This window comes from Trichlorobacter sp. (genome assembly GCF_034008105.1).
Classification (GTDB): domain Bacteria; phylum Desulfobacterota; class Desulfuromonadia; order Geobacterales; family Pseudopelobacteraceae; genus Trichlorobacter.
Map to the genome: position 1 here is coordinate 13,830 of NZ_JAVEPN010000016.1, position 16,601 is coordinate 30,430.

A 16,601-nucleotide genomic window follows, 5' to 3' on the forward strand; every position below is an offset into this window, starting at 1 on the left:
GGCCGTGTGATCTATGCATGGTGTTACGGGGCGATGGGTGCTTTGGCGGGCAGTTCCTGCAAGACTGAAAACAACTGCTGCTGCAACTGAGGCAGACAGGCGCCCAGACTGACCCCATCGCCATCACGGCCAGCCTGTTCGGCCTGGCCTGCCAGGGTCATCAGCTCTTCAGCGCCCACGTTGGATGCCATGGATTTGATCGACTGGGCATAACGGACTGCCAGCTCCAGGCTGCCTGCATCCAGCGCCCCCTGCAACCGTTCCAGCAGCATTCGGCCATCGCGCCGGAACAGGCCACAGATTTGGGCATACAGCTCCTCATCGCCACCCAGCCGCGCCACTACCTCTTCACGATTGATAACCGCCATACCGCTACCAGCCCTTTCTGTCCGTTTCGTCACGTTGCCGAACCGCCATGCTGAGCTATACTTAAAAACGTATAGCATCGTTTTGACAATCCGCAACCTGGGGGGTGCACTATGTCAACCGCTCTTGTGTTCGAGCAGCTTGCCGATCAATCGGTGCGCTGCGGGCTGTGCCGCCACCGCTGCCTGATCGCCAACGGCAAGCGGGGTATCTGCCGGGTACGCGAAAATCGGGAAGGATCCTTGTTCTCTCTGGTGGACGGCCTGGTGGTGGCGGAACAGATCGATCCGATCGAGAAAAAACCGCTCTTTCACCTGTTGCCCGGTAGCAGCAGTTACTCGCTGGCAGCGGTGGGCTGCAACTTCCGTTGCCTACACTGCCAGAACGCAAGCATCGCCCAGTATGATGCCCACGACACAAGCGCCATGCCGGGACACAAGCTGCCACCGGCCGAGGCGGTACGGCGTGCCCTGGCAGGCGGATGTCGCTCAATTGCCTACACCTACACCGAGCCGACGGTCTGGTTCGAATACGCCCTGGCCACCGCCAACCTGGCCGCGGACAAGGGGCTCTATAACCTGTTTGTCACCAACGGCTACATCACCCCTGAGGCGCTGGACATGATCGCACCGGTGCTGCATGCCGCCAATATCGACCTGAAGGGCTTTAGCGATGATTTTTACCGGCGTGTATGCGGAGCGCGGCTGGCCGAGGTACTGGACTGTATCCGCGACTACCACCGCCGAGGCATCTGGATCGAGCTGACTACGCTGATCATACCAGGGGAAAACGACGACGATGTGCAGTTAAACGGCATCGCCCGTTTTATTGCTGATGAATTGGGGCCCGACACCCCCTGGCACGTTTCTCGCTTTTTCCCCTGCCACCGAATGTTGGACCACCCCCCTACCCCGCTGGCAGCGCTGGAACGAGCCCTGGAAGCTGGCGACCGGGCCGGATTACGCTATGTCTACGAAGGGAATGTGGCGGCAGGACGGGAACAGACGCTGTGTCCCCACTGTGGCGCCGTGGTGGTGGGGCGCAGCGGCTACACGGTTACTCGGATCAACGTGAAGGATGGGTCCTGTGGGAGCTGCGGTAAGGCGATTGCCGGCATATGGGGCTAAACTGATCAGACACCCAGCCGACGGATTTTCTCGACCAGCGTCGTGCGGTTGAGCCCCAGCAGGGCGGCAGCCTTGGTCTTGACCCCGCCACCCAGCAGCAGCGCCTTGGCGATCAGTTTGCGCTCCAGGTCGGCAATGGCGGCAGGCATATCGATCCCCTGCGGCGACAGGTCGAGACAGAGCCCCCGCCCGCCCCTGCCCTGATCGGCAATCTCGGCCGGCAGGTCATCGGGGGTGATGGCATCCCCCTCGGTGAGCGCCACCAGCCGTTCGATCACGTTCTCCAGCTGGCGCACGTTGCCAGGCCAGTGGTACTGCTCCAGCGCATCCAGGGTGGCCCGGTGCATGCCAATGGCCGGTCGGTCCATCAGGTGACGGAACTTGTCCAGAAAGTGATTGACCAGCGGCAGAATATCCTCACGACGTTCGCGCAAGGGTGGCAGGTGCAGCGGTATCACGTTCAGGCGATAAAACAGGTCTTCGCGAAAGGTTCCCTGACGGACCTGTTCCTCAAGATCGGCATTGGTGGCTGAGATCACCCGTACATCAAGCTTGATCGTCTTGGTGGAGCCGATCCGCTCCACCTCCTGTTCCTGCAGGACCCGCAGCAGCTTGGACTGCAGGTGCATCGGCATGGTGCCGATCTCGTCCAGAAACAGGGTACCGTGGTGGGCGGCCTCAAACTTGCCGATTTTATCCCGCACTGCGCCGGTAAAGGCGCCACGTACATGACCGAACAGCTCACTCTCCAACAGGGTTTCGGGTATGGCGCCACAATTGACCGCCACAAAGGGGTGTGATTTCCTGCGGCTGTTGTGGTGCAGGGCGCGGGCCACCAGCTCCTTGCCGGTGCCCGACTCACCAAAGATCAGCACCGTCGAGTCGGTTTTGACGATCCGCTGCATCCGCTCGAAGACCCGCTGCATGGCGGTGGAGCCGCCGATGATGTTGCTGAACTGGAACCGCTCCAGCAGCTGTTTTTTCAGATAGACGTTTTCGGACCGCAGCCGCTGTTGTTCGCGAATCTTTGCGATGACGATCTTCAGTTCATCAAAATTGACCGGCTTGGTGATGTAGTCAAAGGCCCCTTCCTTCATGGCTGTAACGGCGGTTTGGGCCGAGGCGTGACCGGTGATCACCACCACTTCGATCTCCGGGGCCACCTGGCGAATCTCTTTCAGTATCTCGATGCCGCTTTTGTCGGGCAAAAACAGATCGACCAGCACCAGATCGGTGGCCCCTTCCTGCACCACGGCAATACCTTCGGCACCGTTACTCACTGAGTGCGCGGCAAAACCGGCCCTGCGCAACAGCAGTTCCATCACCTCGCGGCCGGGGTCATCGTCATCAATCACCAGCACCCTGAACTGATCGTCCATTGTACGCTCCTCGTATGGGCCGTACTATGTCACAGCACTCAATCCAGACGCAATATTTTCATGAGTTGCGAGGTGGCAATCTGCATCAAACGCTGGTATAGTGCCTAAAACCGCATCAGGAGGCTTTATGGAGCCAACATCGACCACTGCAAGCAGTGATGCGAAACAGGATGGACAGCGCTTCTATCATGCCCAACCCAACAGCTATCAATTAATCTTCAACCTCTCGACAGATGAGATGGAGTGTATCGCCCACCTGGATGTGCACCAGGGGGGCACACCGCCCAGCTCTGATCAGATCATGGCCTTTCTGGCAACTGACGGCATCTCTATCGGCGTTTCAGATGACGCGGTCGCACAACTGCTGGTGCAGGCCCTGCCGGGACGCTCGGCAACCTATCGGGTGGCCGCGGGGCAGCCCCCGCTGCCGGGCGAAGACGGCAGACTAGAGTACACGTTCTGTCCCCTGGAGCCTCCTCCGCCTGACAATGACAAAGACACGGACGATGCAGACGACGCCATAGACTTCCGCTCTGTACAACAATTCATCAATGTTGATGCCGATCAGGAGATCGGCCGCATTATCCCCCCCAGCAACGGCACCGCCGGCAAGACTGTACGCGGCAAGCTGGTCCCTCCTCCCCCAGGCAAGCCGTTACAGCTCAAGCTCGGCAAAAACGTCCGCATCGCTGGTGACGACGATAGTCTGTTGATTGCCGAGATCCATGGCCGGGTAAAGCTGGATGGCGATACCATTCATGTGGTGGAAGAATACGTTGTGGACGGGGACGTAGATTTCGCGGTGGGCAACATCCGCTTTAACGGTTTCGTCGAGGTGCGGGGCGACGTGCTGGACGGCTTCCAGATCAACGCCAGCAAGGGATTGAAGATTACCGGCAACGTGGGCAACTGTCGCCTGATCTCCCCCGGTAACATTGAATTTTGCGGCATGGACGGCCAGGGCAAGGGCAGCATCCTGTGCGGCGGCAACATCACCGCCAACTTCATCCACGAGTCTGCCATCGAATGTTCAGGCACACTGCAGATCAACATAGAACTGATCAACAGTAACGTTCGGACCCGTGGCGCCGTGTACGCCGGCATGCTGTCAGGCGGTTCCTGTATCGCCCTGGAAGGGATCGATGTAAAGAAAGTGGGCGCCCCTTCCGGCGTCAAGACCAAGCTGCACGCTGGCACCGATTATCACGATCTGGAGCGTCTGCAGGAGCTGTTTGCCCAGCTTGAGGTGCTGCACGAATCGATCAGTCAGGCCAAGGACATGGATGAGTTACACCGCCTGACCACCGAAAAACAGCGCCTGACCAGTTCGATTGTCGAGGTGCGCAAGCGCCGTCCGCCCAATGCCAACCCGAAGGTGAACGTCAGAAACAGGCTGTATGAAGGGGTGACCGTGCAGGTGGGCGGCAGCGTCGAGGAGTTTACGGCCCAGTTGGAAGGCCCGCTATCGCTGATAGAGAACAGTGCCGAGGGTGGGCTGCGGCAGGTGGCGCTCAGTGAGTTAAGCGTACATGCTGATGAGGTGGAGCGGGCCTATCTGGATGATCAGCAGCGGCGATTGGCAGAACAAGCGGCCGCACAGGAGGCAGAGCGGGCTGCCGCTGAAGCGGACGAAGCACAGCAACCTGAGGCCGGCACAGACAATCAAGACACACAACCAGCTGATCCCTGATCAGGGTTTACCCCGCCGGCTAGTCGCCAACAACCTCGTCAATCGACTGCAGCAGGGTTTCCATCAGAAAATCCAGCTCATCCGCTGTGATTGCCAGCGGCGGGAATACCACCACCGTATTACCCAAAGGACGCGAGAAAACCCCGCGCCTGCGGGCCGCCAGACAGACCTTGATGCCGCGTTTTTCTTCCCACGGATACGGTTCTCTGGTTGCCTTGTCAGCCACCAACTCAATGCCGACCGCCAGGCCGCACTGTCGCAGATCACCCACCCGAGGATGTCCCGCCAACCGCTGCAACCAGGCACCCAATTGAGCAATCTTCGGCTGCAACGCTGCCAGCAGCTGGTCTCGCTCGAACAGATCAAGGCTCTTGAGCGCAACGGCGCAGGCCAACGGGTTGCCGGTAAAGGTGTGACCGTGAAAAAAGGTCTTCAGCTCGGCATACTTGCCGAGGAACGCACTATACATCCGCTCACTGGCCAGTGTCGCCGCCAGCGGCAGGTAGCCGGCGCACAATCCTTTTGAGATGGCCATGATGTCCGGCGCAACCCCTTCATGCTCGCAGGCAAACATCCGGCCGGTGCGGCCAAAGCCGGTGGCCACCTCATCGGTGATCAGCAGCACGTCGTAGCGGTCGCAGAGCTCACGCACGCCTTTCAGGTAGCCTGCAGGATGCACGATCATGCCGCCGGCTCCCTGCAACAGCGGCTCCAGCACCACGCCGGCCAGTTCGTCGGCATGCTCGCTGATCAGGCGTTCCAGCTCAGCCAGGCAGGCCAGCCCGCAGCTGTCAGCATCCTGCCTGCCCAGCGGACAGCGGTAACAGTAGGGAGCCGGCGCCTCGATGGTCTCAAACAACAGGGGGCTGAAGGTGGCGTGGTAGATAGGAATACCGCCCACACTCATCGAGCCGATGGTATCACCGTGGTAGGCGTGCTGCAGGCGGATGAAACGGCTGCGCTGGGGTTGTCCCAGGTGGCACTGATACTGATAGGCCATCTTCAGGCCCACCTCGACGGCGGTGGAACCGTTGTCGGAGTAAAAGACGCGGGTCAGGCCGGTCGGCGCGATCTCCACCAGACGCCTTGCCAGCAGGATCGATTGCTCTCCTGACAGACCCAGCAGGGTGGCGTGTTCAATTTTAGCGGCCTGATCAGCCAACGCCTGGTTTAACTCGGGGTGGCAATGGCCATGCACGTTGGTCCACATGGAGGCGACACCGTCCAGGTAGCGCTTGCCGTCTGAGTCGATCAGCCAGCTGCCTTCCCCGGCCACAATCACCGGTGTATCTTCGGCCTGCCAATCGCGCATCTGGGTAAAGGGATGCCAGACGTAGCGTTTGTCCCAGTCTTTGAGTTGCTCGGTGGTCGGTTTGGGGGGCACCGTTCTACGCTCCGCAGCCACTGCAGCTGCCTGAGCAGCTACTCGCCGATGAACCAGTGCTGCACGGGCTGTCCTCGGCGCCACCCAGCACCCGCAGGATGATGTCCGACTTGGGATCGTTGTTGAACTGTTCAGCCAACGTTTCTACGACCTGCTCTGGTGTGCCCGGCAGATCGTTCCAGATGCCCAGTATCGGCGCACCACACAGTGAGCCAATCTGATGGGGGGCGCCCTTTTCAGCCAGTCCAGGAACAGCTGGGAAGCGGTTGACAAACACCCCTTTCACCTCAATGCCCATCTGTCCGGCAGCGTAACAGGTCAGCACGCTGTGGTTAATGGTTCCCAAATCCGGACGTGCCACCACTGCCAGTGGTAGTTTGAGGTGGTTAACCAGGTCTGCTATCAGCAAACCGCCATTAAGCGGCACCATCAAGCCTCCGGCCCCTTCCACCAGCACAAAATCGTGCCGTTTTGTCAGTCGCTGGTAGCACTCAGCAATGCGACTGAAATCAATCCTCACCCCATCCAGCTTTGCTGCCTCCACCGGCGCCAACGGCTCGCGCAGACGATAAGGAGCGACGTTGTCGTCGCACTCAATGCCGGCTGCCCAGGCCAACAGCTCGGCATCTTCGGAGACCAGCTCCCCGTTACGCACCTGACAACCTGAGGTAACCGGTTTCATAACGCCGACATTCACACCACGCAACCGCAAGATTCTGGCCAGGGTGGCGGTGACTATCGTCTTGCCAACACCGGTGTCGGTCCCAGTTACAAACAGTCCTCTACTCATCGCACAAGCCCCTCTGCAAGCTTCAACCCCAGATCAGCGATCATCTGGCGATCGTCACCGGGTTGTCGCCCTTGTTTAGTAAGATAGTTGCCGGTCATGATACCGCTGGCTCCGGCCATAAACACCCACGATTGCAGATCGCGCAGATTCTTTTCACGCCCACCGCAAACAGTTATGTGCGCCTGCGGCAGTATCAGGCGAAACAGGGCGATACTGTGCAGGCATTCAAGCGGTGTAAGGTTTTTACTGCCGGACAAGGGTGTCCCCTCAACCGGGTCCAGGAAATTGATTGGCACCGAATCCACATCGAGCTCGCGCAGGGTCAACGCCAACTCGACACGCTGTGCCATACTTTCACCCAAACCGAACAGTCCGCCCGAACAGACACGTAGGCCTGCCTGTTTGGCCATGCGAACCGTGGCAACATCATCCTCATAGTCGTGGGTACTACAGATATTCGGAAAGAAACTGCGACTGGTCTCCAGGTTGTGGTGGTAGGTTACCAGACCTGCCTCTTTCAGGGCCTGAACCGAGAACTGATCCAACGTGCCCAGCGACGCACCGGGAGCGATCAAACCTTCAGCCCGTATCTGTCGAATGACCCGGCAGATGCGATCCAGCTCCTCACCGCCGCGTATGCCGCTGCCGCTGGTTACGATACCGTAGCAACCAGAGCCACTGGCTGCCGCTGCACGGGCACCGTCCAGTATCGTCTGCTCATCCAGCAGCGGATACTGTGCAACAGATGTCTCATGATGCGCCGATTGGGCGCAAAAGGAACAGTCTTCAGGGCAGAGTCCTGACTTGGCGTTTATAATGGAGCAGAGCGAGACGTTGTGTTTAAAAGCTCGTTCTCTGACCTGTGTAGCAACAGCAAACAGTGACGGCAGCTGATCAGACTGGAGCGAACAGCAGGCAAGGGCCAGTTCTTCGGTTATCTGATTACCGTCAGCACAGGTATCGAGCAGCGACTGAAGGATTGTGTTCATGGCGTTTAGCTAGCATACCCCGCCTCGAATTGTCAACCGAGCAGTCACAACTGGTTGACAAGCAGTAACACAAGAAAGGGTCTCCTCTGATGACAGAAGAGACCCTTTGAAGGATAGTAACCACCTGCGATCAGATCACGTTCAAAATGCGGGGCGTGATGAAGATCAGCAGTTCACTTTTCGATTTTTCAGTATTGGTTGACTTGAACAGATGCCCGATGAACGGTATGTCCATCAACCAGGGCACACCATCTGCCCCTTCGGTGTCACGGTCCACATAGATACCGCCAATAACCGTTGTTTCACCATCGCGCAGCAACATCTCAGTCGTAGCCTGTTTCTTGTTGATCGGCGGCGTACCAACCGAGGTCTGACGGTCAGGTGCATCGTTTTTGGCATCAATCTTCAACACAATGGTGCCATTGGCGTTGATGTGCGGGGTAACTTCCAACGACAGCGCCGCCTCTACGAACTTGGTCTCAATCTTGTCCGAGGTGGCAGAGGTATACGGAATCTGCTGGCCCTGAGTAATCTTGGCGGTCTTGTGGTTCAGTGTTGCCACCTTCGGTGTCGAGATAATTTTAACCAGACCGGCGGTTGCGGCGGCATTCAGGCGCATATTCAGCTTGACGTTGGCGCCGATGGTACCAAAGGCGATATCGGTGAACGCACCCGGCACTTGGGTAAACCCGTCATCCGACATTGGATCAGTGCTGGTCAAACCGCCAAACGAGGTCTGCAGGTTATTGATGCCAAGCCCCCCGCCGATGTTTGGATCGGTGTAGAGCCCCCAGTGGATGCCCAGCGACTTGGTAAAGCTGGTGGATGCCTCAATGATCCGCGCCTCGATCATCACCTGCTTCTCCGGCATATCGATATTTTTCAGCAACATCTCCATATCATCAAGGGCAGAGTTAACATCCATAGCAATTATCTTATTAGTTCGACCGTCTTTTACAATTTTACCACGATCAGTTTTCAGCTGTAGGAAATGTTTTTCAACTATATCTATATCTGCATAATTAACATCGAACATCCTGGTTTCAAGCGGTTCGCTCTTGAGAGTGGCCTTTCTAATTTCATCTTCTTCGTCAAGCAGGGATTTGAACTTGCCCTTGCCACGAATCAGGATGATGTTGCCCTCTTCACGCTTATCAAGCTCTTTGGTGTTAAGTATAACCTCCAACGCCTGGTCCCAGGGTACACCAACCAGCTTAAGGTCAATATTTCCTTTCACTTCATCGCCGAGCACGAAGTTTTTATTGCTGACCTCGGAAAGCAGTTGGAAAATCTTACGTACATCTGCATCAGCAAATTCAAGCGTTACCTTGCGGCCTACATAGGTGCGTTTACCATTCGCAGACTGTGTTTGTACCAACTGCTGTTCAACCGCTGCATCAGCAGAAACAGGTTGTGCAACAGGGGCGGCCTTTGGTGCGCTTGCTGCGGATTGAGCTGCAAAATCAGCCGGATGCGTAAACTCGAGGTAGAGCATATCAGCCTCTTTACGCAGGCTGTAGCTGGCTTCGGAACGCATGGCAACCCGTATAATGGTATCTTCGCCCTTCTGGGTACGGACCTGGATCGGCGTAACACGCAATACAGGTGAGCTAAATTCACGGGCCTCGTATGAACGCTGCAGCGACTTGGGCAACAGGGCATTGTTAATCCTGAACGAAACAAAGCCATCGGTCTTCGCCGGCTGTGTAACCGTAAAGCTGCCTTTCACCTTCACAGACACCCGTGACACCTTTTCAAACGTTTGGAAGTCTATGGCTTCAATCTCACTTGACAATGCAGCAGCAGCTTTTGCTCCAGCAGATGCTTGTGCACTGACAACAGGTGTCGGTGCGGATACTGCAGATGCTGACACCTGTGCAGCAGCGAAACTGACCATTACACCGTCACTATTTTTGACTACCTGTGCATCAGGCAGACCACCAGTGATTGCATCCAGCACAATACGCGTCTTGTCGCTATAGGTACCGACACGGGCAGTTGAAATACCAGCGGCATTTACGGCAACAATCTTAAGCGCCGGATCAGCTTTGGTACCCAGCAGATCAACAACCACCCGCTCGGGCCTGCTCAGTCGGAAGGTTTTAAAATCAGCAACCGCTCCCTTGACATTGATCTGGATCGTGTCACCAGCAGCGGTAATACCGGTCACTAGCGACTCGGTATCCATTGCTGGTGCTGCAGGCGCTACAGGCTCAGCAGGGGCAACCTCCGGCACTACAGCTGCTGCAACGGTTTCCGCCACCGGCTTGTAGCCGGGGAAGGTCACCTGCAACATATTCTGCTTGCCAGCCAACGGGCTCACGACCGGATCTACATCCTGAGACAGGTGAATCTCCATCCTGGTCAGGACACCCGCATCGGTGTCGAAGCGCTTGATTACAACCGCCTTGATGGCCGCCTTGCCGGCTACTTCCGCAGGTAAACCATCAGCTGGCATAACCTGTGCAAAATCAACAACCAGCCGTGCTGGTGCGATTGTTTTGTAGCTGGTGTAGGTTACAGGCGCTGAGGTGGTGATCAGCAGTTCTGCTGCTGACTCATCACCCACCACCTGTACTGCCTGGATAGAAGCCTGAGCCTTGGCTGCGACCTTATCCTGCTGCACTGCCGCCTCAGCGGTGCCAACAGCCGGAACAGCAACAAGCATGGCAACCATCAGCACTGCCAGTAGCGATTGTAGTCTCTTGATCAATTTCATCGGGGACGCTCCTTACGGTTTCCTCAGCAAGGGAATTCGTATCGTCTCTTTACGCACTTTATTGTTATCATCACGAAACTGCTCAACCACATCAACGCCAGAGGTTGTTATCTGGCTGATCTTGCCTTCGTTCTTACCAATAGTCATTCCCAGGCGCAGCACATAGGCCTTGCCTTGTGGATCGACCACCATCGCCTTATTGCCCCTGGGGTCAGCAACAATGCCAACCAACCGGAATTGCGACACATCAAAGCTATGGATCGGCAAAGCATCTTTACCGGCCTGCTTTTTACCGGCAGCCGCTTTATCAACCACCACATACGGCTTGAACGGGTCTTTTTTGGCGCTGAAGTCAAACTGGTTCGTCTGAGCCGGAGGCAATTTCACCGAACTCACCGGTTGCTGCACCAGTGTCGCAGGTTTCTGCGGTGCAGTTTTTGCCGCCTGCTTGGCTGGTGGCGGCGGGGTTGGTGTTTTTTTCAGCTTGTCACAGCCTACAATGCTCAGCACCAACGCCATACACAGGACAACCTGTGCGCTATTATTTCTTTTTAGGAGTTTTCTTATCATCCTGGATCTCTTTCTTGTCGAGGAACCGGAAGGTTGTGGCCAGGCAGTTTACCTTGGTCATCATCCGGTTATTGGCATTCTTCACCTCGGCAAAATCGACATTGGTGATGTTGACAATACGGGGCAGGTTGGCCACAGCAGCATAGAAGTTGGCCACACTGAAATAGGAACCGTACACCACGATATCAACCGGCACCTCGGCGTAAAAATCCTTGGGAGCCTCTGGCTTGGGCTTGAAGGTCAAAAAATCAAGACCGGCATTCTTGCCCAACGAGGTAATACTGGTGAGCAGCGACGGTATCTCCTTGGAGTTGGGCAGTTCAGTCAACGCACGTTCCAGCTCAACCGTAAGATCGTCATATTCTTTTTTCAGCTTGGGCAGATTATTGGCGATCCGCGTCTTCTCATCCACCTCAGCCTGCAACTTGGTTAGCTGAGTCCGCAGTGTGTTAAGCTCTTTGTGGCGTGGCAGATATAGGAAATAGACCAGTGACGCCGCCTCAAGACAGAGGATAAGCACGAGGACGCCGATCTTCTGCTTGTTCGGTAGTTTCAGTATTTTTTCGATGTTTGGATCCATAGGTGAACCCTTTTCTGTGGTTAACTATTTTTTTCCCGCAGGTTTCGTTTCTTCTGCAGCTTCAACAGGCTTGACACGCTCCAGCTGAGAGATCAACTCGAAACGCTTCAGCTTGGTTCCGCCAAGATCCTTCTGTTCCGAGACCACCAGATCAACCCGCTCGTAATCAGACGACGCCTCAAGGGCCCTGATGAACTGAGCAATCAACTCTTCGTTCATGGCCAGGCCGGATATCTTTACATTGTCTCCGGCCTCCTTGTAGGATTCGAGCCAAAGCTGGTCAGGGGTGGCGTCACTCAGCGTAGCCAGCCGCTGGGCCGGGCCTGATTTCTTCTTACGAAGATCAGCCAGCACATCCAGCTTTTTCTTGACCTCATCCTTGAGCTTCTTGAGCTCGTCAAGCTTGCCTATTTTAGACTTCAGCTCAGCGATCTTGGCATTGGCTGCAGTTATGTCATTCTTTGTGCCGGAAATCTGCCCCAGCTTCACAAAAAACATAACCAGCACTATCGCCAAGACCAGCGCGAAACTGGCGCCTGCCAATACCAACTGCTGCATGGCTGTTTCTTTTTTCTTGGCAGCGCGAACCGGGAGTAAGTTTATCCTGATCATTTATCCCCGACCCTCCGTATGGCCAGCCCCACACACACCGCCATCAGTGGGGCAATCTCCTGTAGGTACTCCGGATCGATATCCTTCTCGTTATATTTTATTGCAGCAAACGGGTTGAGCAGCGCGACCTCCATCCCCAACCGTTCCTGCACGGTCTCCCGCAAGCCACTGATTTTTGACCCACCACCCGACAAACAGACACCAACGATACGGTCTTCATTTGCAGCAGTAGAATTGTAAAAATCTATGGAACGGCGGATCTCCTGCGCTACGGTATCATTCACCCGCGACATAACATCCCGCAATGGTTGCTTCATAAGCTCAGCCGACAAGATCTTCATCGACTCGGCCTCTTCAGCACTGACACCCAACTGTTTTTGAATCTCCTCGGTATACAGGTTGCCGCCCGTCTGTACATCACGGGTAAACAGCGAGGTATCATCTTTTACGATATTGATGTTGATCACACTGGCACCCACATTGACCAGCGCCAGAACCCGACCTGAAAAATCAGTATTGTTGATCTCCCAGGCATTCTGCAGGGCAAAACCATCAACATCCATCACCGCAAGATTAAACCCAGCATCGGCAAAGACCGCCGAATAGTCCTGAATGATATCCTTCTTACTTGCCACCAGCAGCACCTGCATCTTGCCGGGGTCGATGACATCGGGGCCGAGCACCTGAAAATCAAGATGCACATCCTTGATATCGAACGGGATGTACTGCTCCGCCTCCCAGGCGATCTGGTCTTCCAGTTCTTCGCTGGTCATGGTCGGCACCAGAATCTTGCGGATGATCACCGCATTGCCCGATATGGAGCAGACCGTATCCTTGGTCTTGATCCCCATGCTGGCCACGAGATTCTTGACCGCATCCACCACCGCGCCGGAATCCATCAGACTGTTGTCAACTATGGCTTCAGGAGGCAGCGGTGCAATACCGACATTCAGCAGGTGATAGCCGTCCTTATTCTGCCAGAGCTGCACCAGCTTCACCGAACTGGAGCCGATGTCAATCCCCACGAGATCCTTATTTTTCTTAAACAATCCAAACATGGCTCGTACCTGTCACCCCTGTTCTTGAAAGACCTTGTGCCGGTCTTCCAGCGTGTAGCCGAGAGCCAGAATGATCTTGCGCATCGTCTCCAGACGGCACACCTCACCCCGCTCGACCCTGTCAATGGTAACGACCGACACCCCTGCCTTGCGGGCAAGCTCGGACTTGCTCATCAGTTTTTTTTCGCGCAGCACCTTTACTTTGTTTTGCATTTTCATGGGCTCTTCCTGAAACTTTCGCAAGTGATCCTCTATTTATCTCAATTAAGAACATTGTCAAGAAATTTTATGTAATTATATGTAACTAAAAAAAGCTGATACCAAATTATGTGGTATCAGCTTATCTCTTGCACTATATATATAGTGTACAAGCTGGCTGTTAGTAGGCGTACAAAACCGAAATATTCCCCTGCTCAACCGCGTTGGTGGATCTTTCAGCCTGGATCTCAAGCCTGTAAACATAAGGCAGGTGCTGGGGTGTTATAAACGACAAGCTTTCCGCCACACCGCCACCTTCGAGCTGTAGTCCACTGGTATCCGTATTCCCTCTGAGGGTATCGACGATCTTGGCATACACGGTATAGGGGGCTCCATTCATCGCCTGCATACTGAACTGAAGGTCAGGAAGTTCCTTTGGATTCACCGACAAGTTTGCTGGAACACATTTGTCATCCTGCCATTCGGACACCTGCAAGGTTAATTTACGTTGAAAGCACGATTGCATATCAGCGTCAGGGTTTACGGCAAGGTTAATCAACGAATATTTATCCTCCAAGTCGGCAAACAAGGTGGTAGATTCTGCGTTCTTCAAGATTTCCGGTATAAACTCCTGCATAATGATATCGGTGCCTCCATAGGATGCCTCCAGGGCGGTCTTATAACGTTTCACCATGCCTGATTGTTGCACACTCTGGGTGATCATGTACAGGACTGCCATGACAATAGTCAATGAGATCAAGGTCAGCATCAATGATGTCACCAAGGCGATGCCCTGACGGTTTTTCATAAATATCTTCATATTAGCACCATTGTCCTATTGGTTGCTCATCAGGTTTTTAGGCCGCACCACCAACTGATAGACCTTCCAGCGATAGCCGCGTTGGGCCGCTGTTAACGGATAATTTTTACTTACTCCGTCTGTGGTTGGATTTCCAACAACGATTGTGGCTGTAGGACTTTGATAATTTTGATCACGACGCCCGTTTTGAGCCAATAGGTAAATTTTTATCATTTTAAGAGTATTACGCAGCTGCTCAGCATCTGCCATCGCTGACTGCACAGTCGCTATTGCAGCTGTACCAGAGACAGTACTTCCATCAGCATTTGAATAGGTATCTATCTGTCCGTCCTGCATGGGCTGCCCACCAGTATCAGTTAAATCCCAACCGAACACTACTTGCATATCAGCCACGCAATCCAGCAGCGGCATCGGCTGCAGTGCCCCGCTAGCATAGCCGGTAGTGGCTATTTCATCATGGGCTACCCGCGCTTTGTACAGGATACCGGTACCGGGTGCGCAGTAATTAGGCCTTCGATCGGCGGCATCGGGGTTGGCCACAAAATAATCGGAGCGGTTGAACGGCATACTTAAATCAGCATTACCTCGTATACCATAGACATAGAGTACCTCTTCCGGCAGAGTGGGTGAAAACGCAGCCGGTAAACCGTCTGGATCAAACGTAGTCCAGTAGTTTACAGCATCTGCTGTGTCATAAATCATTTGGTTGACGATTTGATTTTTAACAGCCTTTTTCTTAATCACAACCACCCGGTCATCGTCTTTTACTAAATTTAGATGGGCCTCACCCCATATACGGGGTTTTTTCAGGCCGGTAATGCCACTTTCAAACGGCAGGTAGGTCCACTTTTGGGCGGTTTCGTCCATCCCCAGCGTGACCCCCTTGAGGGCGAGGTAATCGCTGCCGGTTAAAAGGGCATAGGTAACACCAACACCATCAACCGTGTCTTCAACCTCTACACCTGCCAGCAGATCATTCCCAGCTACCACGGCCCGAGGCAAACCGTTGGGTGCATCATTGTAGTCGTCGGCTGGATCTATGGAAGCCTCACCATAAGTTGGCGGTGCCGCTTCCAAATAAGCATCCGGCAGACCAAAGCCGGTCTGCTGCAGGTCATGGCGCAGCATCTCCAGGCCAACCACCCCTTCAATGTTGCTTTCCTCCGACTTGGTCAGCTTTGCCATTTGAGTCAAGAGCACATTGAATGAACTGGATGCGGCCATGATGACTAACATGAAGATCAACATGACGATGATCATCTCAACCAGCGTAAATCCCTTTTTACCATGTTGCATGATGAGCGCCCCCGTTCTCATCTACTGGTTTCTATTAGTTATTAAAGAAGCGACTGCATGGGTATACGTAATCTGCTTGTGAACCCAGCTGACGGTTATTTCGATATTCTTTGACTGCGGCGTCGGGCTTCTGACGGTTTCCACAACTGTAAAGGTCCTGTTTGCACCGTTAACCAATCTATTTACGGTTGAATTAGTAACCTCGGTAGGCAGCACATCAAAGTCAGTTATCAATGCATCAAAAGCGGGGGCTGTTATCTCATCATAGGGCTTGGCCTTCTCCTCAGACATGACCTGATCGGCCACCAAGGTGGCTTCCTGGCGCAACTGGGCGGTGAGATTGTGGTTAAGCGCGTAGTTGACGGTCTGCATTAAACCAAGCAGGCCAACGGTGAGTATAACCACCGCTACCAGCACCTCAATCAACGTGAATCCAGTTTTACTGCAACTGACAGGTGTTGTCATTGGTGTTGATCCTCCCGATGTTGATCCGCGCATCAGTAATCACCAGACAGTCATATGCCGGGCTACTACCATTATTAAAAGCAACGGCAATGGTTACCGGAGTTGTTACGTAGCCGCGGCTGTTTATAATGATTGGTGTATCGCTAAATGCAGCTAAAACACCTGCGGTATACTGCTGAATTCCGAATCGCAATGTTCTGCGGAACTGGCGGTCGACAATGGTCTGCCCCATAGAGGACACCACCACCCCACCCGATGCACCGTCAGTTGGCTCGATTCTTACCGCCTCGGCCTCGGTATCTTCATAGCGCACGGTGGTGTAGGCTTGTGGGTTCAAAAAGACACGATGTTCACGTTTAGTTTGGATGGCCTGCATCCGCACATTACTCAGATCAGCCAGCATCTCTTTTGTCTGAGCTTCAATCGCATATTTTCGTTGCCACTGACTGAAGTTCAACGTTGCAATCGTCCCCAAAGTAGCGATAATTGCCACTATAACAATCAGTTCTGTCAACGAAAAACCCTTGTTTGATTTCATATCCCCCCCGCCGTTATTAT

Annotated in this window: 17 protein-coding genes; 2 read left to right on the plus strand and 15 right to left on the minus strand. The window is 54.5% G+C overall.

Going from position 1 to position 16,601, the window contains the following annotated elements:
* Positions 1–23 precede the first annotated feature (23 nt).
* A complete protein-coding gene (locus RBQ93_RS10250) occupies positions 24–368 on the minus strand; it encodes an Hpt domain-containing protein (RefSeq protein ID WP_320372024.1) in 345 nt (114 codons plus the stop codon).
* Positions 369–479: 111 nt separating this feature from the next.
* Between RBQ93_RS10250 and amrS the strand changes: the two genes are divergently transcribed.
* Complete coding sequence (amrS, locus tag RBQ93_RS10255) at positions 480–1,493, plus strand: AmmeMemoRadiSam system radical SAM enzyme (protein WP_320372025.1); 1,014 nt, start codon at positions 480–482, stop codon at positions 1,491–1,493.
* A 5-nt stretch (positions 1,494–1,498) separates the two neighbouring features.
* Here amrS and RBQ93_RS10260 read toward each other — a convergent pair whose 3' ends face one another.
* Positions 1,499–2,872, minus strand: a complete 1,374-nt coding sequence (locus tag RBQ93_RS10260; RefSeq protein WP_320372026.1) for a sigma-54 dependent transcriptional regulator — start codon at positions 2,870–2,872, stop codon at positions 1,499–1,501.
* Between the two features lie 127 nt (positions 2,873–2,999).
* Here RBQ93_RS10260 and RBQ93_RS10265 point away from each other — a divergent pair, with 127 nt between their 5' ends.
* Positions 3,000–4,562 carry a FapA family protein gene (locus RBQ93_RS10265; RefSeq protein ID WP_320372027.1) on the plus strand — a complete coding sequence of 521 codons (1,563 nt, stop codon included), beginning with the start codon at positions 3,000–3,002 and terminating at the stop codon, positions 4,560–4,562.
* 19 nt (positions 4,563–4,581) lie between these two features.
* Here RBQ93_RS10265 and bioA read toward each other — a convergent pair whose 3' ends face one another.
* The 13 genes from bioA to RBQ93_RS10330 form a co-directional block, all read right to left on the minus strand.
* On the minus strand, positions 4,582–5,946 hold the full coding sequence (bioA, locus tag RBQ93_RS10270; protein ID WP_320372028.1) for an adenosylmethionine--8-amino-7-oxononanoate transaminase: 1,365 nt from the start codon (positions 5,944–5,946) through the stop codon (positions 4,582–4,584).
* A gap of 4 nt (positions 5,947–5,950) precedes the next feature.
* Entirely contained in the window at positions 5,951–6,736 is a 786-nt protein-coding gene (gene bioD / locus RBQ93_RS10275; RefSeq protein WP_320372029.1) for a dethiobiotin synthase, read from the minus strand.
* Positions 6,733–7,725, minus strand: coding sequence for a biotin synthase BioB (gene bioB / locus RBQ93_RS10280; protein ID WP_320372030.1), 993 nt, complete (start codon positions 7,723–7,725; stop codon positions 6,733–6,735). Before bioB ends, bioD begins: the two co-directional genes overlap by 4 nt.
* Before the next feature lie 130 nt (positions 7,726–7,855).
* Positions 7,856–10,444: a type IV pilus secretin PilQ gene (gene pilQ / locus RBQ93_RS10285; RefSeq protein WP_320372031.1), complete on the minus strand. Its 2,589-nt coding sequence runs from the start codon at positions 10,442–10,444 to the stop codon at positions 7,856–7,858.
* Positions 10,445–10,456: 12 nt separating this feature from the next.
* Positions 10,457–10,963, minus strand: coding sequence for a pilus assembly protein PilP (locus RBQ93_RS10290; protein WP_320372032.1), 507 nt, complete (start codon positions 10,961–10,963; stop codon positions 10,457–10,459).
* Between the two features lie 22 nt (positions 10,964–10,985).
* Complete coding sequence (locus RBQ93_RS10295; protein WP_320372033.1) at positions 10,986–11,594, minus strand: type 4a pilus biogenesis protein PilO; 609 nt, start codon at positions 11,592–11,594, stop codon at positions 10,986–10,988.
* A gap of 24 nt (positions 11,595–11,618) precedes the next feature.
* A complete protein-coding gene (locus RBQ93_RS10300; RefSeq protein ID WP_320372034.1) occupies positions 11,619–12,206 on the minus strand; it encodes a PilN domain-containing protein in 588 nt (195 codons plus the stop codon).
* On the minus strand, positions 12,203–13,264 hold the full coding sequence (gene pilM, locus RBQ93_RS10305) for a type IV pilus assembly protein PilM (RefSeq protein WP_320372035.1): 1,062 nt from the start codon (positions 13,262–13,264) through the stop codon (positions 12,203–12,205). Before pilM ends, RBQ93_RS10300 begins: the two co-directional genes overlap by 4 nt.
* Before the next feature lie 12 nt (positions 13,265–13,276).
* Positions 13,277–13,483 carry a helix-turn-helix transcriptional regulator gene (locus RBQ93_RS10310; RefSeq protein WP_320372036.1) on the minus strand — a complete coding sequence of 69 codons (207 nt, stop codon included), beginning with the start codon at positions 13,481–13,483 and terminating at the stop codon, positions 13,277–13,279.
* 160 nt (positions 13,484–13,643) lie between these two features.
* Positions 13,644–14,282 (minus strand): hypothetical protein, encoded by a 639-nt coding sequence (locus RBQ93_RS10315; protein ID WP_320372037.1) that lies wholly within the window; start codon positions 14,280–14,282, stop codon positions 13,644–13,646.
* Between the two features lie 15 nt (positions 14,283–14,297).
* Positions 14,298–15,578, minus strand: a complete 1,281-nt coding sequence (locus tag RBQ93_RS10320; protein WP_320372038.1) for a prepilin-type N-terminal cleavage/methylation domain-containing protein — start codon at positions 15,576–15,578, stop codon at positions 14,298–14,300.
* 21 nt (positions 15,579–15,599) lie between these two features.
* Positions 15,600–16,043 (minus strand): prepilin-type N-terminal cleavage/methylation domain-containing protein, encoded by a 444-nt coding sequence (locus RBQ93_RS10325; protein ID WP_320372039.1) that lies wholly within the window; start codon positions 16,041–16,043, stop codon positions 15,600–15,602.
* Positions 16,018–16,581 carry a Tfp pilus assembly protein FimT/FimU gene (locus RBQ93_RS10330; RefSeq protein ID WP_320372040.1) on the minus strand — a complete coding sequence of 188 codons (564 nt, stop codon included), beginning with the start codon at positions 16,579–16,581 and terminating at the stop codon, positions 16,018–16,020. The genes RBQ93_RS10325 and RBQ93_RS10330 overlap by 26 nt, the downstream gene beginning before the upstream one ends.
* Positions 16,582–16,601 lie beyond the last annotated feature (20 nt).